The 23,997-nt window shown below is 45.5% G+C and carries 21 protein-coding genes; 16 read left to right on the top strand and 5 right to left on the bottom strand.

The annotated features are described in order from the left end of the window. Positions 1–22: 22 nt before the first annotated feature. The 3 genes from iscB to QT990_RS10145 all read left to right on the top strand — a co-directional run bounded on the left by iscB (position 23) and on the right by QT990_RS10145 (position 2,520). Positions 23–1,309: an RNA-guided endonuclease IscB gene (gene iscB, locus QT990_RS10155; RefSeq protein ID WP_333147626.1), complete on the top strand. Its 1,287-nt coding sequence runs from the start codon at positions 23–25 to the stop codon at positions 1,307–1,309. Between the two features lie 72 nt (positions 1,310–1,381). After that, on the top strand, positions 1,382–1,852 hold the full coding sequence (locus QT990_RS10150) for a type I restriction enzyme HsdR N-terminal domain-containing protein (protein ID WP_333147628.1): 471 nt from the start codon (positions 1,382–1,384) through the stop codon (positions 1,850–1,852). Then, positions 1,849–2,520: a hypothetical protein gene (locus QT990_RS10145; RefSeq protein WP_333147630.1), complete on the top strand. Its 672-nt coding sequence runs from the start codon at positions 1,849–1,851 to the stop codon at positions 2,518–2,520. Before QT990_RS10150 ends, QT990_RS10145 begins: the two co-directional genes overlap by 4 nt. Positions 2,521–2,596: 76 nt before the next feature. Here QT990_RS10145 and QT990_RS35800 read toward each other — a convergent pair whose 3' ends face one another. Together QT990_RS35800 and QT990_RS10140 are read right to left on the bottom strand one after the other, a co-directional pair. Continuing rightward, positions 2,597–2,683 (bottom strand): hypothetical protein, encoded by an 87-nt coding sequence (locus QT990_RS35800; protein ID WP_445252015.1) that lies wholly within the window; start codon positions 2,681–2,683, stop codon positions 2,597–2,599. Then, entirely contained in the window at positions 2,646–3,104 is a 459-nt protein-coding gene (locus tag QT990_RS10140) for a DUF1345 domain-containing protein (protein ID WP_333147639.1), read from the bottom strand. Before QT990_RS10140 ends, QT990_RS35800 begins: the two co-directional genes overlap by 38 nt. Before the next feature lie 369 nt (positions 3,105–3,473). Between QT990_RS10140 and QT990_RS10135 the strand changes: the two genes are divergently transcribed. The 8 genes from QT990_RS10135 (at position 3,474) to QT990_RS10100 (ending at position 14,722) form a co-directional block, all read left to right on the top strand. Continuing rightward, positions 3,474–3,728 carry a hypothetical protein gene (locus QT990_RS10135; protein ID WP_333465196.1) on the top strand — a complete coding sequence of 85 codons (255 nt, stop codon included), beginning with the start codon at positions 3,474–3,476 and terminating at the stop codon, positions 3,726–3,728. Between the two features lie 82 nt (positions 3,729–3,810). Further along, on the top strand, positions 3,811–4,884 hold the full coding sequence (locus tag QT990_RS10130; protein ID WP_333290061.1) for an Hpt domain-containing protein: 1,074 nt from the start codon (positions 3,811–3,813) through the stop codon (positions 4,882–4,884). Between the two features lie 227 nt (positions 4,885–5,111). Beyond that, positions 5,112–5,576 carry a Fur family transcriptional regulator gene (locus QT990_RS10125; protein ID WP_333147636.1) on the top strand — a complete coding sequence of 155 codons (465 nt, stop codon included), beginning with the start codon at positions 5,112–5,114 and terminating at the stop codon, positions 5,574–5,576. Positions 5,577–6,439: 863 nt separating this feature from the next. After that, a complete protein-coding gene (locus tag QT990_RS10120; protein ID WP_333148180.1) occupies positions 6,440–8,635 on the top strand; it encodes a hypothetical protein in 2,196 nt (731 codons plus the stop codon). Positions 8,636–8,682: 47 nt separating this feature from the next. Next, the gene (locus QT990_RS10115) at positions 8,683–10,677 is read left to right on the top strand and encodes a DUF3685 domain-containing protein (protein WP_333148182.1); all 1,995 of its coding nucleotides are present in this window, start codon (positions 8,683–8,685) and stop codon (positions 10,675–10,677) included. Positions 10,678–10,852: 175 nt separating this feature from the next. Continuing rightward, on the top strand, positions 10,853–11,338 hold the full coding sequence (locus QT990_RS10110) for a CRR6 family NdhI maturation factor (protein ID WP_333148185.1): 486 nt from the start codon (positions 10,853–10,855) through the stop codon (positions 11,336–11,338). Positions 11,339–11,746: 408 nt separating this feature from the next. Further along, positions 11,747–13,279 (top strand): NAD(P)/FAD-dependent oxidoreductase, encoded by a 1,533-nt coding sequence (locus QT990_RS10105; protein ID WP_333147246.1) that lies wholly within the window; start codon positions 11,747–11,749, stop codon positions 13,277–13,279. A gap of 228 nt (positions 13,280–13,507) precedes the next feature. Then, on the top strand, positions 13,508–14,722 hold the full coding sequence (locus QT990_RS10100; protein WP_333147248.1) for an FAD-dependent oxidoreductase: 1,215 nt from the start codon (positions 13,508–13,510) through the stop codon (positions 14,720–14,722). Between the two features lie 146 nt (positions 14,723–14,868). Here the strand turns inward: QT990_RS10100 and QT990_RS10095 are convergent, their stop codons facing one another. Next, positions 14,869–15,741: a pentapeptide repeat-containing protein gene (locus tag QT990_RS10095; RefSeq protein ID WP_333147250.1), complete on the bottom strand. Its 873-nt coding sequence runs from the start codon at positions 15,739–15,741 to the stop codon at positions 14,869–14,871. Positions 15,742–16,897: 1,156 nt separating this feature from the next. Here QT990_RS10095 and QT990_RS10090 point away from each other — a divergent pair. Continuing rightward, positions 16,898–17,161 carry a helix-turn-helix transcriptional regulator gene (locus QT990_RS10090; RefSeq protein ID WP_333147252.1) on the top strand — a complete coding sequence of 88 codons (264 nt, stop codon included), beginning with the start codon at positions 16,898–16,900 and terminating at the stop codon, positions 17,159–17,161. Further along, positions 17,158–18,075, top strand: coding sequence for a hypothetical protein (locus QT990_RS10085; RefSeq protein ID WP_333147254.1), 918 nt, complete (start codon positions 17,158–17,160; stop codon positions 18,073–18,075). The genes QT990_RS10090 and QT990_RS10085 overlap by 4 nt, the downstream gene beginning before the upstream one ends. Here QT990_RS10085 and QT990_RS10080 read toward each other — a convergent pair. After that, a complete protein-coding gene (locus QT990_RS10080; protein WP_333147256.1) occupies positions 18,041–19,126 on the bottom strand; it encodes a DNA methyltransferase in 1,086 nt (361 codons plus the stop codon). The genes QT990_RS10085 and QT990_RS10080 overlap by 35 nt on opposite strands. 156 nt (positions 19,127–19,282) lie before the next feature. Next, complete coding sequence (surE, locus tag QT990_RS10075) at positions 19,283–19,960, bottom strand: 5'/3'-nucleotidase SurE (protein ID WP_333147259.1); 678 nt, start codon at positions 19,958–19,960, stop codon at positions 19,283–19,285. A gap of 592 nt (positions 19,961–20,552) precedes the next feature. Here surE and QT990_RS10070 point away from each other — a divergent pair. The 3 genes from QT990_RS10070 (at position 20,553) to QT990_RS10060 (ending at position 23,955) form a co-directional block, all read left to right on the top strand. Beyond that, entirely contained in the window at positions 20,553–20,978 is a 426-nt protein-coding gene (locus tag QT990_RS10070) for a transposase (RefSeq protein ID WP_333147261.1), read from the top strand. Next, the gene (locus QT990_RS10065) at positions 20,935–21,774 is read left to right on the top strand and encodes an RNA-guided endonuclease TnpB family protein (RefSeq protein WP_333147267.1); all 840 of its coding nucleotides are present in this window, start codon (positions 20,935–20,937) and stop codon (positions 21,772–21,774) included. Before QT990_RS10070 ends, QT990_RS10065 begins: the two co-directional genes overlap by 44 nt. A gap of 246 nt (positions 21,775–22,020) precedes the next feature. Continuing rightward, entirely contained in the window at positions 22,021–23,955 is a 1,935-nt protein-coding gene (locus QT990_RS10060; protein ID WP_333465195.1) for an AAA family ATPase, read from the top strand. The last annotated feature ends 42 nt before the right edge of the window (positions 23,956–23,997 follow it).

Below are 23,997 nucleotides of genomic sequence, written 5' to 3'. Positions count from 1 at the left end.
TTACCCGCAAGGAGACTCACTCGTGAGTAAAGTTTTCGTTCTGGACACCAACAAACAGCCTCTCAATCCTATTCATCCAGGTAGAGCGAGAATGCTGTTAGCTCAAGGGAAAGCTGCTGTACTTCGCAGCTATCCCTTCACACTAATACTGAAAGAGGAGGTGTTAAATTCTCAAGTTGAACCACTGCAAATAAAGATCGATCCGGGTGCCAAGACCACTGGAATAGCGCTGGTCAACGATACCACAGGCGAAGTTGTTTGGATAGCTGAACTACAACATCGTGGCTTCCAAATTCGGGATGCTTTAACTTCACGCCGTCAATTACGACGGTCACGCCGTAACCGTAAGACGCGATATCGCAAACCACGCTTTCTCAACCGCACTCGACTAAAGGGTTGGCTACCACCCTCTTTAAACAGTCGCGTTGCTAATATTTTGACTTGGGTTAAACGACTATCTGCACTGTGTCGAATTACTGCCATTTCTCAAGAATTGGTCAGATTTGACACACAACAGATGGAAAGCTCCGAAATTAGCGGGGTTGGTTATCAACAAGGAACTTTAGCCGGATACGAAATTCGTGAGTTTCTTCTTTCCAAGTTGAACAGAACTTGTGCTTACTGCGGTGTAAAAGAGACCCGACTTGAGATTGAACATATTCAACCTCGGTCAAAAGGAGGTTCAAACCGAGTCAGCAACCTGTGTTTAGCCTGTGTCCCTTGTAATCAGAAAAAGGGTAATCAGGATATCAAAGACTTTCTCAAAGGTAAACCTGACTTGCTCAAACGAATCTTGGCACAAGCTAAAAAACCCTTGGCTGATACGGCAGCCGTTAATGCGACCCGATGGAATCTGTACGAAAACCTTAAAAAAACAGGCTTACCTGTTGAAGTTGGCACAGGGGGTCGCACAAAGTACAACCGCACGATTCGAGGTTTAGACAAGACGCATTACTGGGACGCGGCTTGCGTGGGAGCATCTACTCCAGAACGGTTAATCACAAAGGTCGTCAAGCCCTTACTGATTGCCGCTAAAGGGCATGGAACCCGTCAGCAATGCCGCACAGACAAGTTTGGTTTTCCAGTTCGTTATTGTTCTAGAACCAAATTCCACAAAGGTTTTCAGACAGGTGACATTGTAAAAGCCAATGTTACCTCTGGGAAGAAGGTTGGGACTTACGTGGGTCGAGTAGCTACTCGTGCCACTGGAAGTTTCAACATCTCAACAACCGATGGGCTAGTTCAAGGAATTAGTCACAAATACTGCATACACATTCACAAAAAGGATGGCTACGCTTATGTTGCCTAGACCCCGCCCCCCTTTTCCTCCCACCACCAATCTGGGTACAGATATGGTGGGGGTTTCCAAGGGGGAAGAAAGATGATAAAAACATTCCAATATCCCGATATTATTGTGACCAGTCAAGATGGCGAATATCTAATGCTTGTTGAGGTAAAATTCAAACACATCAGTATCGCTAAAAGTGCTATTGAACAGCTTAAACATACTATGGCATCTATTGGTTGTTCAGTTGGACTTGTCGTAGCTGGTGAGCGTGTGATTCTCCTCCGCGACTCCTTAGAAAAGTATAATGGTGAGTCAATTTATGTAGTTGGTGAAGCGCAACTTCCAGATTCTTTGCTACCACCTGCAGATGAGCAATGGAAGGGAAACCCTGCGAGTGAGTTTGAATCGCGAGTTCAGCGATGGCTTGAGAAACTGAAGCTGACTGCCAGTATGGACAACTTCCCAAATGACTTAAGAAACCTACTTGGCGAACAAATAATCAGCCTTCTCCGAATTGGGGAAGTGAGGGCTGCTGGCCCTAGATGGAGTAAGAGTGCAAAGTGAAACCCAAAGCAGTTTTAGTGGAAACAAATTGGGTAGTGGATGTTATTGCTCCAGCACACTTGCAAAGTCCACAGGCTATTCAGTTGCTCCAACGTGCTCAGGCTGGTGAGTTTAAGTTATATGTGCCTGCAATATGCCTTACAGAAGCACGTGAAACCGTACCTCGAAGGTTTTCCCCACGCTCTCGCTCTGATGATTTACGCAAATTTGTGAGATGGGCAACAGATGAAGGTCGAGTGACCGCTGAGGATGCGGATGCAGCACGTCGGGTATTTGCTCTATTTGATGGATTAGTGGCAAATGAACTGACGAAAGTTTCAGAACGATTGAATGACTTAGCGAACCATCCTAGTCTCAACGTCTTTCCGCTTTCAGAGCCAATGCTGGAGCGCCAAATATCTATCGGTGCAATGGATGATCTCTCCCTTAAACCCTATGACTTAGCTGTTTTGGCGGCTGTGATAGTTAAATCTGAAGAATTACAGGCAGAGGGGCATCCCTGGGTTGGTTTCTGTGAGCTAGACTCCGATCTTCAACCGTGGGACAAATCCGGTGCCCGGAAACGTGTTCTTAGCGATCTCTACGATGATGTCCGAATATTCGTGTACGCAAACTTCCTACTAGAAGATGTAAGTGAGCTTCCCGATGGTTGGACTACTTCAATTTAGCAATTACCACCTAACTATTATTAGGATGAAAGTTTCCGCATCATACTCTAAATCATACCACTGCTACTTAATCCTCTCAACTCAATCCAGCAATAATATTGACGCTCATAGCCAGAATAGCGGTGTTAAAAAAGAACGACAGCACGCTGTGAAAAAGGACCAGATACCTCGTGGAACGAGAAGTGCTCTGCACGTCTGCAACGCCGGCAAGTCATGCCAATACCAAAGGAGAAATATAAAAAATCTTTGTAATCTGCTTCCTCGTCGCCCGGAAAATCCAAACCCTCCGCCTGTAAGTAACTGCCGTGCTGCTTGCTGCGGTTTTTGTAGTAGCTGCGGGCATAGTGCATCGTGAAGATAGTGTGTACCTGCATCCAAGACCCAACAATTGTTAGGACAGAAAGCCCCAAGTGCAGAAATAGCAAATTCGGCAACAGGCCTTTGGGATCGCGCAGCAAAAAGAAGATGGCTAACAAGCTAGCACAAGCCGCTGCCACGATCGTACTTAAGATTGTTAAGTGGCCAGCATCCAACTGCTGAGCGTGGTGGCGCATCAATTCGGGAGTGCCTTGCAGCATCAGCATCCAAGTCAAAATCAGGAAACTGACGGCGCCCGCGTTCCAAATGCACAGCGTCCGAGTCAGGGGAGATAGTCAGGTGGCAGCAACACAGCAACTGCCATAGCAAAGAGAAAAGACACAAACAGGCGGTGCCGGACGCTCCAGACCCAGTGCATTTTACATTGGGAAACATTTTTCACAGTAATCTAGTGTAATTTACGCACAGTAAGGGTTAGAAAATCCCAACTACTGCTATCTTGGCAGGAAATCCCAAAAAGTAACTATGAATTGGCAACACGCAGCACAGGCAGAATTTTTCATGCCTTTCGATAGATCGATCGACCTCAACGTTCTAGGTAGAGTGTGAGAAAAGATAAATTGTGGCTTGAAATTATGGCATCCTCCCAACCCCTCAAAGGCCTTGAATTGATCGACTGCGCCAAAGCTAACGCCCAACAAGGAATCGCCACAGCCGCGAAGCTCTGCGGCTACGGAAGCGACCTCAACACCTTCGAGCGGGAACTAAAAAAGGCTTGCCAAGACATCGGCGTCGAAGTCAAAGAGTTAAACGACTTGATTACGACTCAGCAGATGATGAAACAAGGAATGGGTATTGAAGTCGCTCCAGATACTCCCTCAGAACTCTAGGCTCAATCTCCACCGCAGCAGTTTGAGAGCTAAGATTGCCCTCACACCCGTATTTTGAGTCTGCTAGCTGAGGCAGGCTAGAATGTTTTGCATGGGAGCTTCCGACTTTTGGCAGGAGTCGTGTTTCCTCCCGCGAAGAGGGTGCTTTCTGGAGGGTGCACAGATTGTTAGGAGGACTGTCGTGTCAGATCAGCAAGACCGAATTATGCGTTTGTTTATAGAGGAGGCTAAGGAGCACCTCGATACTCTAGAAAATGGTTTAGTGGATTTAAAGTCCACGATGAAAGACCCCGAAAGCGTCCAAGAGATGTTTCGAGCCGCCCATTCCGTGAAAGGAGGGGCGGCTATGCTTGGCTTAGATAGTATTAAAACAACCGCTCACCGCTTGGAAGATTGTTTTAAGGTGCTCAAGGACGGGCCCGTCAAGCAGGTTGACCAAACGGCAGAATCCCTATTTTTAAAGGGAGTTGATACGCTTAAGGACTTGCTGGGGCGACTGGAGGGGCCTTTCGGCTTGAGGAATGAGGAGGGAGAAAAACTTGTGCAGCAGGTGATGCCTGTTTTTGCTCAACTCGAAACTCACCTCGATAAATTGGCGTCGGGCAAAGTGCAGGCGGTGGCTGCTGGGTCTGCTGCGCCCGCCGCTCCAACAGCGGGCGCTGTGCCGCCAAATTTTGCTGTTGAAGTGATGACTTTACTCAAAGAAATGTTGCAGGTGTTCAAGCAGAAAGAATCGGCTGCTAGTCGCTCTGAGTTGACGGCTGTGTGCGTTCGCCTCTATAAGTTGGGAGGTAAAATAGAGACTTGGCAAAATTTAGTAAAAACAGCTAGAGCCGCGATCGTTAATCCCAAAAACTCTTATAAAGTCTTAGCTCCGCTGATTATCAAAGAACTCAAAGAAGCTGGCGATTTAGTACAAGTGGGGAAAGTCAAGACGATCGTTCCGAGTAAAAATTTGCTACTTTTGGCAGCAAGCCCAAAACCAGCAGAGGCAAGCCCCCCAGCCGTTCCAGCAGCCCCAGCAGCAGCCTCGAAGCAAGTAGCACTTCCAGCCGAACCGAAGGCGGTAGTCAAGCTTTTGCTCAAAACTTTCAACAAAAAGCAACTCTCGGAAATCGCCAAGTTATTGGTTAACGCCATCAAATCCTCGAACTAGGAGTTTTGGCAGTAGAAGATAGAATCAAAGCAATATTTCTGAGGGGGATAATTGTCTGGGGGTGCTGGCAGCCGGAGTTGAGCAGCAACTAGAAAAAATTCACTCACTCGATATTTTTGCCTTCTACCTTCTACTGTTGGGCAACCCTGCGTTAGAATTAGTGGATATGTAGGCGTGCAATATTGTACCAGAATAAAAAATCGAGCAGGCTTTATAAGGCGGTAGCTGTGAAACCAATTAGTTCATTAGAAGATGCTTTAAACCGCTGTCAGGCGATGGGAATGCGCTTGAGCCGCCAGCGTCGATTTATTCTAGAACTTTTGTGGGAGGCAAAAGAACACCTCTCGGCTCGCGAAATTTACGATCGCCTCAACAAACAAGCGCATTCGATCGGGCATACTTCTGTGTATCAAAATCTAGAAGCTTTGTCGAAAGCAGGGATTATTGAGTGCATAGAACGCTCGGAGGGACGCTTGTACGGCAATGTCAGCGACTCTCACTCTCACGTCAATTGTCTTGATACGGCTCAGATTCTCGACGTTCATGTGGAACTGCCGATCGACTTGATCGAGCTAATCCAAGAGCAAACGGGTGTCAAAATTGTAGACTACCGGATAGATTTCTACGGATATCGATCTGCCGAGTCCGCCACGCAAGCATCGAGTGTCAGCGATACGCCACAGGCTTCGTAACTGATAAAGCAGCGGCTGTTGGACGCAAAACCGATATTTGTACAAGGTCGATCGGTGGTATAAAATGATTTAAGTATTTAGCTGGGTTCGATCGGTTTTTTTTGCCGTTGCGCGCCGGAATTCGGCACAGTAGAAAAAAACAGAAAACAGAAAAATGAAACTCGATCGGCAAGTTTGGCGATCGGGAATAAAATTTACGACTAAGGATCGCGAATTAAATAACTTACAATTTTAATTGTTATTGTGGGATGGGCGTCCCGCCCGTCCTTTTTGGACGGGCGGGACGCCCATCCCACAATCTTGTGGAAGTTATTTAATTCTCATTCCTAAACCCAAAAAATCAGTTCTACCGGCTACACGTAAAAGTGTAAACCAAATCCGGCTGTAGTCCCCCCTTGATTTTTTAATCGGCTTGGAGGAGACGAAAGTTTGTGTATTTGCGGTTTCAACCGCTGAGTCTGATAAGGGAATTTCTGATCCGGATTTAATATTAGACCTTAGTTTAATCCCTCCTCCAATTCATCTGCAGAGTCAATTCTAAAATCTAAAATCTAAAATCTAAAATCTAAAATTGATGGACAGACGGGGCTTTATACTGTTTTTTCTGCTAAACGGCCCCGGAATCTGTGAATAATTGTTTGATAACTGGTATGATTTACGTGCTTCTTGAGCCTAAAATGCTCGGAAGCAACCAGTGGGGCCAGACACGAACCTCACTATAAAACACCGTAGAGGGAAAGATTGCCAGTACCTTGAAGGAAGTTCTCGATCTCCTTAACCGGAGTCAGAAGCCGACATCACAATCTATGATTTGATGTGGGAGTGTCACGTGAAGAGTGCGCATTACAGGACAGGCTGAAGTAATGGCGAGACGACAATCTGACCAATTCCACACACCACCGCAATACAACCCATCCCCTAAACCGACGGCACAGTTCAGTGCAGAGGCGACAGGCGATGCGAGTTCCTTCGTAACGGCGCAGCCAACCGAGGGAAAAAGAACTTTTTGGCAGTGGCAGCTTATCTGGCTGAGTCTCCTGGTGGGATTTGGAGTAACCGGTGCCGCTGCATTTCTGTGGTTGCTGACGATGCCGCCACCGCCGAATTGCCAGCAACTGTCGCCACTGGCGGCGGACGGAGAGCGACTTTACTGCGCTCAACAAGCTGCTAAGTCGGGCAAGCTAGAACAGATAGAATCGGCAATGGCCTTGGTGCAGGCTTGGCCGAAAGAACATCCGCTATACTCGCAAGGTCAACATTTGATAGGGGAATGGTCGAAAGCCATTCTGGGATTTGCCAGGGCAAAAATTGAGAAGGGCGATTTGAAAGGTGCTCTGGAGATTGTGGCGAAAATTCCGAAAACCAGTCGGTCTTACCCAGAGGTAGAGGAGGCTGTGACTGCTTGGGAAAAAAATTGGCAGGAGGGCCAAAAACTCTACGATACAGCCCTAGCAGCTTTGAAAAGTGAGGATTTAAGGAAAGCCTGGGATTATGCTCAAGCTCTATTTAAGCTGGAAAATATTTTCTGGAGTCAGAAGCGTTACAACGAGCTGATCCAGCAGATTTCTTTGGAAAGAAACGGCTGGCAGCGCTTGCAAGAGGCTAGAGATTTGGCGAAGGACGAGACTCCGCAAAAGTTCGCTGAGGCAATCGTCCTGGCTCGGAAAATAGACTCGCAGCTTTTTGCCCGCGCTAAAGCTGAGAAGGAAATTGAAGGCTGGAGCCGGATTTTGCTGGCAATGGCTACTAAGCGGTTGGGGGCGAAAGATTTGCCGGGGGCGATCGAGGCTGCTTCTGTTGTGCCACAGGATTCGCTACTGTTTGCGGAAGCTCAAGATTTGATGCAGTTGGGTAGGGCTCAGGCAGTGACGTGGAACCAGTCGATATCAACTCCGCTGCCACAACACATTTTTAGCTTGCTGGAAGGGCAGGGGGCTGCTAGCAAAATAGCTCCGGGTCGCCCTCTGTACAAGCAAGCTCAAGTTCAAATTGAAAATTTGCAGGTGCAGTTTCAAGATTTGCTGCGGCTGCAAGTGGCGAGCACGATCGCTAGTTTCGGTCAGATAGGGACGTTTGGACTCGCGATCGAGCAAGCGCAAACCATCGGACTCAAGCAGCCGCGGCGGATTCACGCTCAAACTTTGGTGGCTTCTTGGCGCCGGGAAATTGAGCGGATCGAAGACCAATCTTTTCTGACTCTGGCGAAGCAGTTGGCAGAAGCGCAAACGGTTGAAGGACTAAAGGGCGGCATCGCTCAGGTAGTTCTGATTGCTCAAAACCGCCCTCGCAGGATAGAAGCGCAAACTCTGCTGGCTCAGTGGACGAAACGCATAGAAGTTATTCAAGATCAGCCTTTTTTGGATGAAGCGATAGCCCTGGCGAAGCAAGGAAAACTTAGTGCTGCTATTGAAAAAGCTTCGCAAATTAAGAGCGGTAGGAGTTTGTACGCGAAAGCCCAGGATAATGTTTATCAGTGGGTGAGCGAACTGCAAGTCGCTCAAGACAGACCGATTCTCGATCGAGCTGCGGAATTGGCATCTCAAGGCAGTCTAGGAGCGGCGATCGATACGGCTTCCCAAATCGGTTACGGTAGGGCGCTGTATTCAGAGGCAGCAGGTGCGATCGGGCGCTGGAGTGCTGAACTTAGAGCCAACAGTGCACCGCCGCCGGAACCCGCTCGCGATTACGCGCCGGAACCCGCTCGCGACTACGCGCCAGCTCCAGCAGAGGAGTACGCGCCAGCTCCGCGACAGGATGAGTACGCGCCAGAGCCAGAGCCTTACTATCCGCCTGCGAGAGAAGAGGCCCCGGCTCCCGAACCTTACAATCCGCCTGCTCCGGAGCCGGAACCTTACTATCCGCCCGCGAGAGAGCCGGAACCGGAACCTTACTATCCGCCCGCGAGGGAGCCGGAACCTTACTATCCGCCCGCGAGACAAGAGGCCCCGGCTCCGGCCCCGGAACCTGCTGCTCCTCCTCCGGCTCCGGCTCCAGAACCCGCGCCGCCCTCGATTCCTGAGTCGGCTGGGCCTCCTGATGCTAATTTGATTCCCGAGTAATTGGGTTTTCGCGCGATCGATCTCTAAAATCTCCAATCTAAAATCAAGTGAGTAATTTCCAACTGCTGACGATCGATGGCGACCCCATTTTCCGGCTGGGGCTGCGAGTTGCTTGCGAGCAGTATCCAGACTTGCAAGTTGTCGCAGAGGTTTCAACGGGAAAGGAGGCTTTGCGGGTTCTAGAAGCTCGCTCGCTCGACTCTGAAACAGCCAAGAAGCCTGGAGATTTGGCAATTTTGGCTGTTGAGACTTCAAATTGGCGATCGGGTCAAATAGAGGCGGTGGCATTTTGTGGCGAACTCAAAAGTTTGTACCCCAACCTGCCTCTGTTGCTGCTAGGCGGATCCCTGACACCGGAGCTGTTGGCCCAGTTACAGGCGGCGGGCGCGAATGGCTATTGTCCTAAAGGTAGAGATATTTCCCTGACAATCGAAGCTATTCGCGCGGTGGCGTCTGGTTGCACTTATTGGCCGACAGATACGGCAACTAACCCGGAAATAGAACTAAATAATGCAGCGGTTGTTCAAACAGTAGAAAACTCCGCAGCAATTGCAGAGAAAAATGCAGATAATTCGACAGTTGATACGCCAGTACACAAAAAAATGCTGGCTTATTTTTGTCGGTCTGGACTACAGGAAATAGATGCAACTTTGGCGATTGTCCAAGCGGATTTGGAAGAGATTAGGGCTGCAAATCCGACAGATTTGCCCTCTATTTTAGATGGGGTTGTACTCAATGGGCGTCGCAGAGAATTGCTGGCTGCTCGCTGGATTGTCAGTCAGTTATTATTTGAAGGAAAAGGGGAGAAGGCAGAAGGCAGAAGGCAGAATGCAGAAGGCAGAAGCCAGAAGGCAGAAGGCAGAGGGGAGAGGGGAGAAGGCAGAAGGCAGAGGGGAGAAGGCAGAAGGCACAAAGAAGAAATTAGAGGCGAGAATTTGTTAAATAATTCTCAATCGCAATTAGCGAATTCCCAAGTTTCGGCTGAATCTTTGGTGGTTGCAACTAATTGGCAAGGTAGCTTGTTTGACTCGGCGGCAGCTAAATTGCAATTTGATTTGGTGAATTTGACTGGCTTGCCTTTGGAAATCGATATTTTGCGATCGACCAAAAAGCGCGAATTGATGAGTTCCATCCTGCGGAAGTTAAAGGATTTGCTGGAGGAATTGCGCTTTTCGCAAGTGCAGCAAACTCAATTGTCGCAAAAAATGCCTGCTATTTTACGGGATTTGTGGGAGGCGACAATCATAGATTTTTTTGGCAGATACTATACACTGCCAACGGGAGAAACTCTGGTTATTGATGGCAGTCAAACAAGCTTGACACTGGGAGAAAGTCAAGGGGAAAGCGCTGCTGATATCTTGGCAGCCAGCGGTATAGAAGTTGTGTCGGTGCTGCTGGCAGATGCTGATGCAGTTGCAACAGAAATCCTTGACAAAATACCGATGACCGTTGATTTTTTTGCACATTTGCTATTTGAAATTCCTTTAACTGTTGACAATATTTCTTGTGTTGCTGGCAGCCCGGAAGCGATGCAGCGAGCTGAAGCTTTGTTGGAAAATTTGGCAATTCAAGTTGCTAGCGGAGTCGTACAGCCTCTACTAAATAATTTGGCAAATATTGAAGAAATCAAGCAAATTTTTTACGATGGTAAGTTGATTTCGACGCGAGAAATTGAGCGGTTTCGGAATGAGTTGTCGTGGAGATATAGCTGGAATAGATATTTTGTGGAACCGAAAGCTATTTTTGAAAGCAGGTTTTGGCTGTTTGTTTTGGGCGATTCTGGAATTAAGAAAATTTCTATTTATGCTCCAAGAAATCTGGAGTTAGCACAGTTGTCTGGGTGGCAGTTAGCCTTGACTTTGGTGCTGGAAACCAGGGATGCGATCGCACCTAGAGTTCGCGCGGTTATTTCGCTGTTGGGTGCTGGGGTGGTTTACGTTTTGACTCAGGTTATAGGGCGGGGAATTGGTTTGATCGGGCGGGGAATTATCCAGGGGATTGGTAATTCTTTGCAGGATAGCAAGTTTGGGAAAAATGGGTAATTAGTCATTAGTCATTAGTCATTAGTCATTAGTTGGTAGTCATGAGTGAGCTAAAATATTTATAGGTGGTGGTATGATAACTAAATGGTAGACAGTTGACAATCAAGCAATTGGCTACTCGCCTCCCGGATTCATCTGTGGGATTAATCTAAAATTTAAAATGGGTTGACTTTTTATGAGTATTATGATAGCGATAGATGCCGATGGCATAAACAGTTTAGATTTGTCTCCGGTGCGGACTGTGATTGAAAAGTGGCTGGCCGAAGGAGCGATCGCCCAAAACGAACAACAGCTACAATTTGAAATAGAGTATCCGCGCGAAGAGTTAGATCCGCGAGAAATTTCGGAAATTCCCGAAGTAAGGCTGTGGTTTATTCGCTTGGATGCTTGTTACCCTTGGCTGCCATTTTTGCTGGATTGGAAAGCGGGAGAATTGGCCCGCTATGCGGCGATGTTGGTGCCGCACCAGTTTCACCGAACCCAAGGTATTCAGTACAATCCTGAAGCTTTGGAAATGTTTTTGATGAACAAAATTTTTGTGTTGACTGATTGGTTGAATCAGCAGGGAATTCCCAGTAAATCGAAGTTGATGGCGATGTCGCAGATGTTTGGTTATGATTTGGAGGATGCTTTTTTTGATGTGATCCTGCCACACCAATAAGCTGTAAGTAAGCCCACCTAAATTGTATTTTTTGGGCAGGCGGGACGCCCAACCCCTACTCCCCACAAGAAGTCGCTCAAACTTGACTGTTAAGGAATGAGAATTAAATAACTTCCACTCTTGAAAGTGGGATGGGCGTCCCGCCCGTCCTTTTTGGACGGGCGGGACGCCCATCCCACAATAACAATTAAAATTGTAAGTTATTTAATTCGCGAGCCTAAATTTAGATGCTTCACACTATTGTGGGGTGTTGTATTTTTTGGGCGTCCCGCCCGCCCAAAAAGGCGTAAGGTACGCAGTGCGTACCCCACAAATAGCGTGGTAAGCCCTCTTCAGAATTTCCTCAGAATTGAGCGTTAGTTTAAATAGACAACGATCGCCCGATTCAATCGATCGAGGAAATTTACCATGAAAACAGATTACCTCATCGTCGGCAGTGGTTTATCAGCACTGGTTTTCGGAGCTTTGATGGCAAACTCCGGCAAAACCGTACACATCCTCGAAGCTCACGAACATCCCGGAGGCTTTGGTCACACCTTTACGATGGCCAAAAAATACACCTTTAATGCCCAATTCCACTACGTTTGGGACTGCGGCGAAGGACATACAGTCAATCGAGTTCTCAAAAAACTCGGTCTCGATCGAGATGTCACCTTTGAACGGTACGATCCGAATGGCTACGACCACATGAGAATGCCTGGGTATGCGCTCGATATTCCCTCGGAACCCGAGGAACTGATCCGGCGATTGTCGGCGCTGTTTCCCGAAGCGGGCGAGAGAATTCGCCAATTCGTCAACGAAGTCGAGAAAACCGGCAACGGACTCAGAAAACTCGCTCCTCCCGTCAAACCAATTGAATTGCTCAAAAATTTCGGTGACGTATTCTGTGCTGTCCAACATCTCAATAGTACACTTCAGGACGTTTTCGACAAGTTCCAACTCCCGCAAGCCGCCCAAACCCTATTAGCCCTGCAATGGCCGGACTTTTTGCTGCCTCCAAATCAGCTTTCTTTCTATGCTTGGATTGCCTTGTTTAGAGGCTATCAAGAAGGTGCATTTTACCCGACGCAGCATTTTGAATCTGTCATCAATTCTTTAGTTAAAGTCATTGAATCCAACGGGGGGAAAGTTCTATTAAACCATGAAGTCACGAATTTCAGGGTAACAAACAGAACAGTAACTGGTGTTGAAGCGATGGATTTGACCACCCATCAAACCCATGAATTCACTGGGGACACGGTGATTTGCAACCTTGACCCGAAAAGAGCAGCCAAGATGATTGGAGAGGAACTGTTCTCTAAAAAAGTGCGACGGAAACTCAACTATGAGTATTCTGCATCTAATTACATGGTGTACTGCGTTGTCAAAGATATCGATCTCCGGGACTATGGATTTGGCAAGTGGAATACGTTTCATTCTGAACACTTGGATCTAAATGAAGCGTTTGCTCAAATGTATGAGCAAAATGATTTTTCTCGTCCGAGTTTTGCAATTACAACGCCAACTTTACTGACCCAAGCGCGGCGGGATTGTCCAGAAGATTGTCAAATTGTCGAATTTCTGACTGTTGCTAATTACAGCTATTTTAAACAGCTTTGGGAGAGCGATCGCAAAGCTTACAGACAGAAGAAACAAGAGATTCTGGACTCAATTTTAGATGTTGTGGAAAAACACTATGTTCCGAATTTCCGCAAACACATGGTCTTTCATATTACCGGAAGTCCGACGACTAACGAGCGCTTCTGTTGGTGTCCTAACGGTAATTCCTACGGTTCCAGCCTGACGCCGCGCAACATGGGGGTCGATCGGCTAAATCATGAAACATCCCTCAACAATTTCTATTTCTGCAACGCCTCCTCGGGCTATCCAGGCTTTGCACCGACATTTTGGACGGGGGCGCTGCTTTATCAACGTTTATCCGGCGATGCGATTTTAGGCTAGGAGGAATTGGTTACTCGGCGATTGAAATCGCTACTACAGAAACGAAGTCTGCCTCCGCAGACTAAAAAATAAAAAGGGCATCACATCCAACCTGGCAACGAGAGAAAGCTAGAAAAAGGTTCTTGTCCCCCCCTTATTAAGGGGGGTTAGGGGGGATCGGATCGTTTCTCCAACAGCTCTTAAGCATTCGATGATTAATGTTCCATTCTATCAATCTAGGAGTGAACTATGAGAATTGCAATTGTTGGGGGCGGAGCCAGTGGTATGGCAGCAGCCTACTGGCTCGATAAACAGGGGCATCACGTCACTGTGTTGGAAAGTCAGCCGATTTTAGGCGGACACATTCGGACGCTGAACAAAAATGTTCTGCCCAATCAATCGGAGTGCAATGAAATATTAGAAAATGGGGTGCTGGAATTTCCCACAGTGTTTTACAATTTCGTGGCTTTTATGCAGGAACTAGGCGTTGAATTAGAACCGGTGCAGATTGGTTCCGCGCTGTTTTTTAAAGATGGCACTCACTTTTTGTCTGCGGTATCTATCCAAAATAATTTCACCGGAATCCAACGCCTGATCGAGTATTTGTGGCTTGATAGTCTCTACGCTCGTTCGGCGGGATTTATTTTAAGAATGCGGTTTGCTAAACAGCATGATTTCTACGACGTGTCGCTTTCTGAGTCTTTGAAAAGCTCGTGCGTCCGCAATTATTGGCTGAAGTTGCTGACGATGTACAGCTACTCGATACCGTTTGAATTGCTCGACAATTTCCCGGCAGAATTAGCGATGCCTGTTCTACGCGAATATGGCTTGGTCAACTGGGTGAGGATTAAAGGCGGGGTGTATTCTTACATTGAAAAGATTTTGGAGCGATTTAAGGGCGATATACGGCTAAATGTGGAGATTGCCAATATTTTTAGAAGTGCGGATGCTGTAAAAATGGTGCTTTCTGATGGGGAAATCCAGGAATTTGATAAGGTGGTTTTTGCGATGCCACCAGACCAAGTTATGAGGTTATTGTCTGATCCGACGGAGGCGGAAAGGAAGCGGTTTTCGGCGTGGAAAGCCAATTATGCAACGACTGTACTGCATTCGGATACATCGATGTACGATCGCTATGGTATCCGCAAGTTATCTGAATTTGATTTTTTCGAGACGGACAAAGGGTGGGGATATAATGCGAGCTTGAATCAGCTTTGCGGCATCTCATCGCCACGAGAGTACAGTTTAGCATTTCATCTGGAGGAGTCGATCGCCCAACAGCACATTATTCACATTCAGAAACATCACACGCCGCTGTACACTGTCGAGTCTTTTCGATATAGAAATGAAGTTATCGAGACTAATGGCGAGAACAACACTTATCATGCGGGAGCTTATTTGGGGGATGGTTTGCACGAAGGAGCCATTACCTCTGCTTTGCGAGTCGCGAAATTAATCGGGTGAGCTCAATTGTGATGCTACAAACTCTCGCAAATATCAGTAACTTTCCTGTCGGTGCAACACTCTCACGAAAGTAATGATGTCTGCATCAAAAGTTAAACCAATGCGAGAGTCGTCCACTCGGATGCGAAATTAATTTTTGGCCTTGCCTAAGCTGCGACACCACGTGCTGCAGTTAAGTAGACATCATGGCTCACAGATGCGGGCATTGTTGATCCGCCTAACTGAGTACCCTCAAAGTTGGTTCCCGTGAATGTTGCCCCGCTCAAGTCGGCTTCACTCAAGTCTGCATAGCACAGCCTAGCCCAATCGAGGTTTGCCTGCACCAAAGAAACTCCCACCAGATTTGCCCTGGTTAAATCTGCTCCCATCAACTTGACGCCCCGCAACTGAGCCCCGCTGAGATTGGCGGCTAACAAGTTCGAGCCTTCCAGGTTTACCCCGTTCAGTTTGGCTTCGCTGAGGTTGACGCCATTGAGATCCGTCCTGCTCAGGTCGATCCCGTTGATGTAAGCTTTCCTGAGATAGATGCCTGTTAGTTGAGCGCCAAAAAGCTTTGCACCGCTGAGTTTTGCCCCTCCACAGTTTGCCCAGTTGAGGTTGGCTCCCGTGAGGTTGGCGCCCCGCAGGTTGATGAATTGCATATCGGCTGTACACAAATTGGCGTTCCAGAGGATGGCACTCCGCAGGTTGCTACCGATGAGTTGGGCGCCACTCAACTTTGCTCTGGGCAGTTTTGCTTTGACGAGGAAAGCTCCGTTGAGATTGGCTTTTGTAAGCTCTGCGTCGGCTAGCCTGGCTTGGCCCATTTTGGCAAAACTCAGATTTGCCCTGTAAAGGTTTGCGCCGTTGAGTTCTGCTTTGGTGAGATGCGCCCGACTCAGGTTAGCTCCCGACAGGTTAGCCCTCGAAAGGTTTACGCCAACCAACATAGCTCCGCTGAGGTTTGCTCCGCTGAGGTTTGCCTCAGCAAAGTCTCTGTTTCCATTTTCGTACTGTTTGAGCAGCTCGGTTACTTCCATACGGGTCACATTCCTAACAGCAGAAATTCATCTACGAATAAACACTCTTTATAAGTATTTTATCTCAAAGGGACCGGATGCGATCGCACTTTCTTGAAAGCTGACAATTCACTTTATATTTATACATATACTTTGTGCTTTTTCCAGAGTCCCGACCGTTTTGAGGTCATAGTCTGAAACCCTTGATTTACTTACCCTCTAGTGTGCTTGGGCAAGCGTTGCGATCGTACTGAGATCCGTGAAACCGTTATTCTGAGTAGGTAAGCCATCAAACACTGTCCGAAGTGTTAATCAATAGTAAAATCAATATTTTTGTTTTCCACTGTGGCTAACAGCTTTTTTCAACCGAGACTGCAAATTTGTTGGTTGTGTTTGCGTCAGGTGTCGCGAATGCTTGCATGGCCATAGCTGCATATTTTATCTACTGTCATTCGATTTTAGATTTTAGATTTTAGATTTTGGATTGACTGGCGCGAGATAAATTCGGGGGCGTGAGGATTTTAGATTTTAGATTTTGGATTGATTCCACGGATAAATCACGTGGCGGGTACCACCTTTGAAATTCGCTTGTCATTTTTTAGGAAAATTAGAGGTGGAACAACAGCTTAATCAGCCATAATTTTTCTCGGTAGTCTCGCAGCAGTTATACGATCGTGCTTTTCCATATTTGCTTGAGTCGATCGGGGCTAAAAGTAATTTCAGACATTGTACTTGTGAGGAATTTATCGATATGCCTAACGGTAGATGCTATTTGTTCAAAACCTAGTGCATAATCTACTGAAGATTGTACAAAACTAACAGCGAGTAATATCCGTATAGCATCACCTCGTCTACTTGCAGTTAGGTCGATGTGTCAATGTATGTTATTCTGAGTAAAAATTGAGGAATAATTATGTCAAAAGAAAGAAAAAGCAACAAAGAAGTCAAAAAGCCAAAGAAACAACCTGATGGTGTTGCTAAGCCGAAGGATGACAAAAAAAATTATGGTAGCACGGACGGCCGCAAGTAGAGATAGCTGCCACTCTTCGGATTGCGATTAATTTTGTTCAATTGTCATTACTATCGATTTTTAACAGATTCAAATATCCTATTTTGGGATTATCCGAAAACAGGTTTATTATATCTAGGGAATATGCAGTGCTAAACCCAAAGTATAATGAAATCTGTTTTTAGTGATGAATATGAAACATTCCGTTGCTGTATGATTGCGGCTCGTAAAGAAGCGCAACTAACTCAGGAGTCTGTTGCTAAATCTCTTAAAAAGCCCCAGTCTTTCGTAGCCAAATATGAAAACGGTGAACGACGGTTAGATGTAATTGAGTTTCTGTTAGTTGCTCATGTAATTGGTGTAGATCCTTGCGATATTATTAGGAAAATTTCACAAAAAATATCTGAAGCATCTTGTGAGAGGGAGATATGAATACGCAAGATGTAATCAGACTTGCATCCCAATATCTTGATCGTTTATCGGGTAACACTTTCGACGTTTTAGATGTATCTAAACCTGTTACCGTAGATGCAGCGGTGAACCTGTCTAAAGTTATCTCAAAGCTTTCGCCCTTAGTCGGAAATTTAATCGAATTTAACACCGTTGAATTCTTGAATCAACAAAATGAGTTCGGTGAATTTGGAAAGTGGCATAGGCAAGATCCAGGCTTTCCAGATACTATTTTCCTCGGCATAGTTCAACCAACGCCAGGATTAGAAATTAAAGCGTGGTTCCCACTAGCAACAGAGATAACAGCACGTTTCAAAGATAGTCAGAATCACTTTAGGTTCGATCAGACCTACGTTGCTATCCTGGCATGGCTACCCGATAAAATCATCTATGGCAAGCCTCGCATTCTTGATGTGTGCGTTGTCTCTGGTTTATCGGTAGCTGTAGCGAGAGATACCCACTATCACAATCCGCCAGATTATCTTGTTTTAGAGCCGGAAGATACAACTCAAAGAACAGCAAATTTGCAACAAACAAACACCAGTGGATATAAATTCCAAGGCTCTGCTGAGGAGTTTTTAGAAGCTGAGAAAATAGTTGATTCATGGGGTACTCAAGGAAAAGTCTACAAACCAACTAGAGAGTATCAGCGCCTTCTGCGGGAGCTACGGATACGCTATGAATATAGACTAGATACAAATTTCGCAAAGATGGACAGAATTGTACATCCAGGCATTGAGGAATTTAAGCGACGTGTCTACAATACTGAAGTTTCCGGTATGACCGTGGGTCGGTGGAATAAGCTTTTATCAAGTCGCCTAGAAGGCAGCATCAAGAAATCCCTACAAGATTATCTACAGATTAGAGAAGAGAGTATTGATGAAATTCTTGATTAAATCTCTGTACACCATAGTAGAAATAGTCGGGGTCTATCTCGCAAGAAAAGGCTTTTCGTTTTAGTTTACGTGCTGACAAAGCTGCACTGAAAAGTCCACCAAAAGGTTCCCATATCACATCGTTTTCATCGCTCGATGCCTCAACAATAAGGTTCATCAGATCCAAAGGTTTTTGGTTGAGATGTAATGCTTTTCCAGAGAGAGTTTTAACTCTCTCATCGCCCCGTAAAGCTTGACGCTCCCAAACGTTTGTAAAACCGTGAGGGCATCTAAATTTCGATCGCATCTTGCTCCATTCTTGTCCCGTTAAAGGCTGATTGCCATCCAGCGAAAAGTATGGTTTTCCTTGAGGACTACCATACTCATTTGCATAGTTCACTAGCCTTTCAAACATCTCGGTCGGAGGGAAATACCACAAATGCCCTTGATCGAAGTATTTCCTGGTTGCTGCATCCACCACCCCGCAAGCATTATTGGCCCGTCGTAACGGCAACCCAGAGCGTTTCCACTCTCGCAATAACCACGCCTTTAAGGTAAGTTCATTAACGGTTACTTCTCTAACGTATTGAACGCAGACTTCTGTAACGACGGGGAACCTGCGAATTTTCTGTGTGTTAACATTCCCTGCGATATGACCTTTTCCCTTGTTCCAAATATTGGAATTGACATAGCGCCAACCATATTTTTCTAGAAGTGGATGCACAATAGCCCAACCAATCTCTGAATTCCAAAACCAGAGTGTTGTACAGGGTATGGCTGCTTTTGACCAGGCCTCGATATGAGGTTTATACCAATTAGGTAAATCAATGTGATCTGAGGTATCTCCTTCAAACCCAAGAATACCGTAAGCTCCATCTGAAACTATGACAGTAGGTTGCTCCCAATTGTCGTAGTGCTGGAGACTATCGCCGAGATATAAAGTAACGTATTCGTCACTCCATGTAGAAAAATTAAAATTGGTATTGAGATTAGCTACTTTGCCACGACCAACAGTGCTGCTCGCTTTGCGTTTTAAGATGCTGGGAGAATTCGCTTCTGCGTTAGGACTCATTTATTGACTTACGTGACTGTAAAAATTAAGTACAAATATTTTATCCTGATTTGGGATATTGAGGCTAAGTAATACCAAAGTTAACCTACCTACTTCCGCTTTGTTGACAAAAAAAATAGTTCGATCGCCCAATCCCATCAAATCCCATCAAATCTATCACAACGATATCTCAGTCACCGCAATATTACCCTCAAAACACACGTCAACATCAGTCCCCGCCGCCCGATCGCGCGATCCATACTCTCCCGCATAATAAAAGTATTCTCCCTCCATCCGGTACACCACGGGCAACGGCTGCGTCGAAGGCTGGCAAAACACAATTTCCGGTTCCGCACTTCCCGGCGCTAAATGTGGCAAATTCACATTCCAGAAACACCCCGACTTGGGTTCCCGGTGCAGCAAATCTGCCAACACCCGCGATGTCCAACGAGTAGCGACATCCCAGTCTATTTCGAGTGGCCTTTTAATCCGGTGGGAAATTGCGATGGCAGGAATACCGTGCATGGCTGCTTCCCGCACAGCCGCAACCGTACCCGAAATATACACGTCAACCCCCAAATTGCCACCCGCGTTAATACCCGAAAGCACCAAATCCGGCTTCGCACAAACGTGATGAAGAGCAATACGCACGCAATCGGCCGGTGTTCCCCCTACAGCATACTCAAATTCCGATCGCCGATCGACATGAATCGGACTGTGAGCAGTCACTTGATGCCCGCAGCCCGACAATTGCCCCTGCGGAGCCACCATAATTGTTTTGCCTTCTACAGCCTGCAAAAGTGCCTGAATCCCTGGAGCATCGATGCCGTCGTCGTTGGTTAAAATTATCGTCATTATGTGTCGGTTTTATAGAACCGATTTGAGAGCGCAGAGGCTGGCAACCTTCTGATAGTTCTAGCCCAAATTGGTTGTTGATTGGTGGCGATCGTCAGTATGAGCATTGCCACACATTTATATCATCGCATTAATTGAACAGTTGCCCCAGAAATGTGGCGCGCCACATTTTAGCCGAGTCGCACCTTGATATGACAGCTAAAGCGACTTGTTACGCTTGCCCCAGTGCAGCATTCATGACATCAGTGTCGATGCAAACATCTAATCACATAATTTTTTCCTCGGCTCTCCCCGATGCTTGGTGTTAAAAGTAGCAGATGATACTAAGTATCTGAAACTGAAGGTTGAAACCCTCGATCGTGCTAAATTATTAGCTTGCGTTATCACCATAAGTACGAGAGAGCCGATAATAAGTTAATGTCGATTCCTATTGGGCTTTGACGCAGGGGATGGGAGAATAGATATCAAATATTTATCAAAGATACTATCTAAGTTACGTTACCGAAAATTTTTGGTTTAAAGCCCCGTCCTTCGCTCGACGGCTTTTTATCCTGGTTTATGTTAAGATAAAGACAGTAAATATCAAAAACAAATGAAAGCTAGATATCGCTACCGATGCTATCCGACACCCTCTCATAAATTGGCGTTAGCCAAGTTATTTGGGTGTGTCAGAGTAGTATGGAACGATAGTCTAGGTTTTTGCATTTCTGAATATATTGGAGGCCAAAAGAAACCGAAAAATGCCGAACTTCAAAAGCAATTCATCACTCAAGCTAAGAAGTTAGAGGAACGGGAATGGTTATCAGAAGTTTCAGCAGTTCCCCTGCAACAATCCTTAAACGATTTAGAGCAAGCATACCAAAACTTCTTCAATTCCTGTAAAGGGAAACGTCAGGGACAAAAAGTTAAACCCCCTCGTTTTAAAAAGCGGAAATCTCAACAATCCGCCCGATTCACTCTCACTAGGATTTTCCATCAAAGGCCAGAAGGTTTATTTAGCGAAAGTTGGGAAGCTTAAGGTGGTTTGGACAAGAGAGTTGCCCTCAGAACCCAGTTCAGTCACAATCATCAAGGACAGTTCTGACCGATATTTCCTCAGTTTTGTCGTGGAAGTTCAACCCGAAGTCTTGCCATCTTCTGATAGTTCAGTTGGTATCGATCTAGGAATTTCAACCTTTGCAACTCTGAGTAACGGACAAAAAATAAAAGCTCCCAAACCCCTAAAGGAAAGGATTAGGAAGCTAAAAAAGTTATCTAAATCTCTATCTCGGAAAACCAAAGGATCTAAACGACATGAATTTTATCGAAAGCGGTTAGCTAAACTTCACGCTAAACTAGCTGATACTCGCACAGATTTCCTGCACAAGTTATCAACTCAACTCATTCGTGAGAATCAAACGATTGTGTTAGAAGACTTAAATGTGTCAGGAATGGTTAGGAACCGTAAATTATCCCGTGCAATTTCTGATTTAGGTTGGAGAACATTTAGAACTTTCCTAGAAGCAAAATCAGAAAAATATGGCAGAGATTTTCGAGTCATTGATAGATGGCAACCGACTTCTAAAACCTGCTCTTGTTGTGGGTTTAAAATCGGGAAATTAGATCTCTCAATTCGAGAATGGATTTGCCTCAACTGTGGCACGTCTCATGATAGGGATATTAACGCCGCAACTAACATTTTAGTCGCCGGAGGACTTTCGGAGACTTTAAACGGGCGTGGAGGAAGCATAAGACTATCCCAGGATAGCAGCACCCAAAGAAGCGTCAACCCACCAGAATTTAAGCAATTGTCAATTTTTGATTGGCTTGAATAGATGGAATCTCCGTGCGTTCACGCCGGGGCGGATGTCAAAGTCCTCATTTCCCATTCATAAATCAAATACTTATCTACACTGTTACCATTATTACATTTTAACTCAGGAGAGCCAGATGAGCGAACCCACTCAAAGCAATACCGAAGCAGGCTGTCCCCCAGTTCCTCAGTCAATTATGACCGCCAGTCGAGATGAACTAGATAACATCGATTTAGAATAGTTAATGAAAAGGGTAAGGTGAAAAAAATGATCGTTCTTTCAGGATACGAAATTATAGAAAATATTTACGAAGGAGTCAGAACCGTTGTTTATCGAGGGATAAGAAATCGGGATCGACAGCTTGTTATCGTTAAAATAATAAAAAATGAATATCCTACGCTTGAACAAATCACCAAGTTAAGGCAAGAATTTATAATTACTCAAAATTTAGAGTGTGAAGGAATTGTCAAAACTTACAATTTAGAAAATTATCAGAAGAGTTTAGCGCTAATATTAGAAGATTGTGGGGGTCTATCCCTTTATCATTTTATGGCAGCCAATAACCTGTCAATAACCGAGTTGCTGAGGGTAGCGATCGCTCTATCCGAAACTTTGATCTATCTCCATCAAGTACCGATCATTCACAAAGACATTAAGCCCTCAAATATCATTATCAATCCAGCGACCGGAAAAGTAAAACTGACTGACTTTAGTATTTCATCGCGCTTGGAATTGAAAAACCAAAGCATTAGCAATCCCAACTTGCTAGAAGGGACTCTCGCTTATATGTCACCCGAACAAACGGGGAGGATGAATCGAGCAATTGACTACCGCACCGATTTCTATTCTTTAGGAGTGACTTTCTATGAAATACTGACCAACCAGTTGCCATTTACTACCACCGATCCGATGGAGTTGGTTTACTGTCATATTGCCAAACAACCCGTCCCACCTAAAGAGGTAGCAGAAATTCCTCAAGCGGTTTCAGATATTGTGATGAAACTGTTAGCAAAAAATGCGGAAGACCGATATCAAAGTGCGGCGGGATTAAAATTTGACCTGGAAACTTGTTTGCAGCAATTGCAGACAACTGGCAAGATTGAAAGTTTTCCCATCGGTCAACGCGATCGCCGCAACCAATTACTCATTCCCCAGAAGCTTTATGGTAGAGAAATCGAAGTCCAAATTCTTCTAGATGCCTTTGGACGAGTCAGCCTCGGTGCTACCGAAATGATGTTAGTTTCCGGTTATTCCGGGATTGGTAAAACTTCAATCGTCAATGAAGTTCATAAACCAATTGTAGCAGCTAGGGGATATTGTATTGCGGGTAAATTTGACCAGTTTAAGCGCAATATTCCGTATGCAGCGTTAATCCAAGCATTTCAAGAATTAGTTCGTCAGCTATTAACAGAAAATTCCAAACAGATTGCTATTTGGAAAGAAAACTTATTAAAAGCGCTAGATAATAACGGTCAAGTTATTATTGATGTTATCCCCGAAGTAGAACTAATTATCGGTAAACAGCCTGAAGTTCCTCAACTGGGATCTTCGGAATCGCAAAACAGATTTAATCGGGTATTTCAACAATTTATTCAAGTTTTTTGTCAACCCGAACACCCGCTAGTCATCTTCCTTGACGATTTACAGTGGGCAGATTCGGCATCTCTAAAGTTAATCCAACTCTTGGTAACCGATCCAGATAACAAATATTTGTTAACGATTGGAGCTTATCGAGATAACGAAGTCAGTCCCGTTCATCCTTTAATTCAGACCATAGAAAAAATTCAAGGAAATGAAACGGTGGTGAATAATATCACCATTCAAGCGCTGGCTTTGGATAGCGTCAACCAATTAATCGCCGACACTCTCGATGCCAGCGTAAACTCAGACAAAATTAAAGTTTTTTCGGAATTACTTTTTAATAAAACCCAAGGCAATCCGTTTTTCTTAACGCAGCTACTCAAAACCCTGTACTCAGAAAATCTGCTGGTTTATCAAGTAGATACAGACCGCTGGGAGTGGGATATTCAACAAATCCAAGCAATTGGTATCGCAGATTTCAATATTGTTGAACTGGTTGCCCGAAATATTCGCCAACTCCCAGAAATAACCCAGAAATTATTAAAACTAGCGGCTTGTATCGGCAACCAATTTAATTTAGAAGTTTTAAGCTGTTCAGCATCTAAAACGCATATTGCATAGTATAATATGATGATATTTATAAAAAGTCAATGCCTACTAAAA

Origin of the sequence: Microcoleus sp. T3_B1 (assembly GCF_036700445.1) — a bacterium.
In the GTDB taxonomy this organism is placed as follows: Bacteria; Cyanobacteriota; Cyanobacteriia; order Cyanobacteriales; family Microcoleaceae; genus Microcoleus.
The sequence above is the reverse complement of the archived record's forward strand: the minus strand, read 5'-3'. Positions and strand labels throughout refer to the sequence as shown.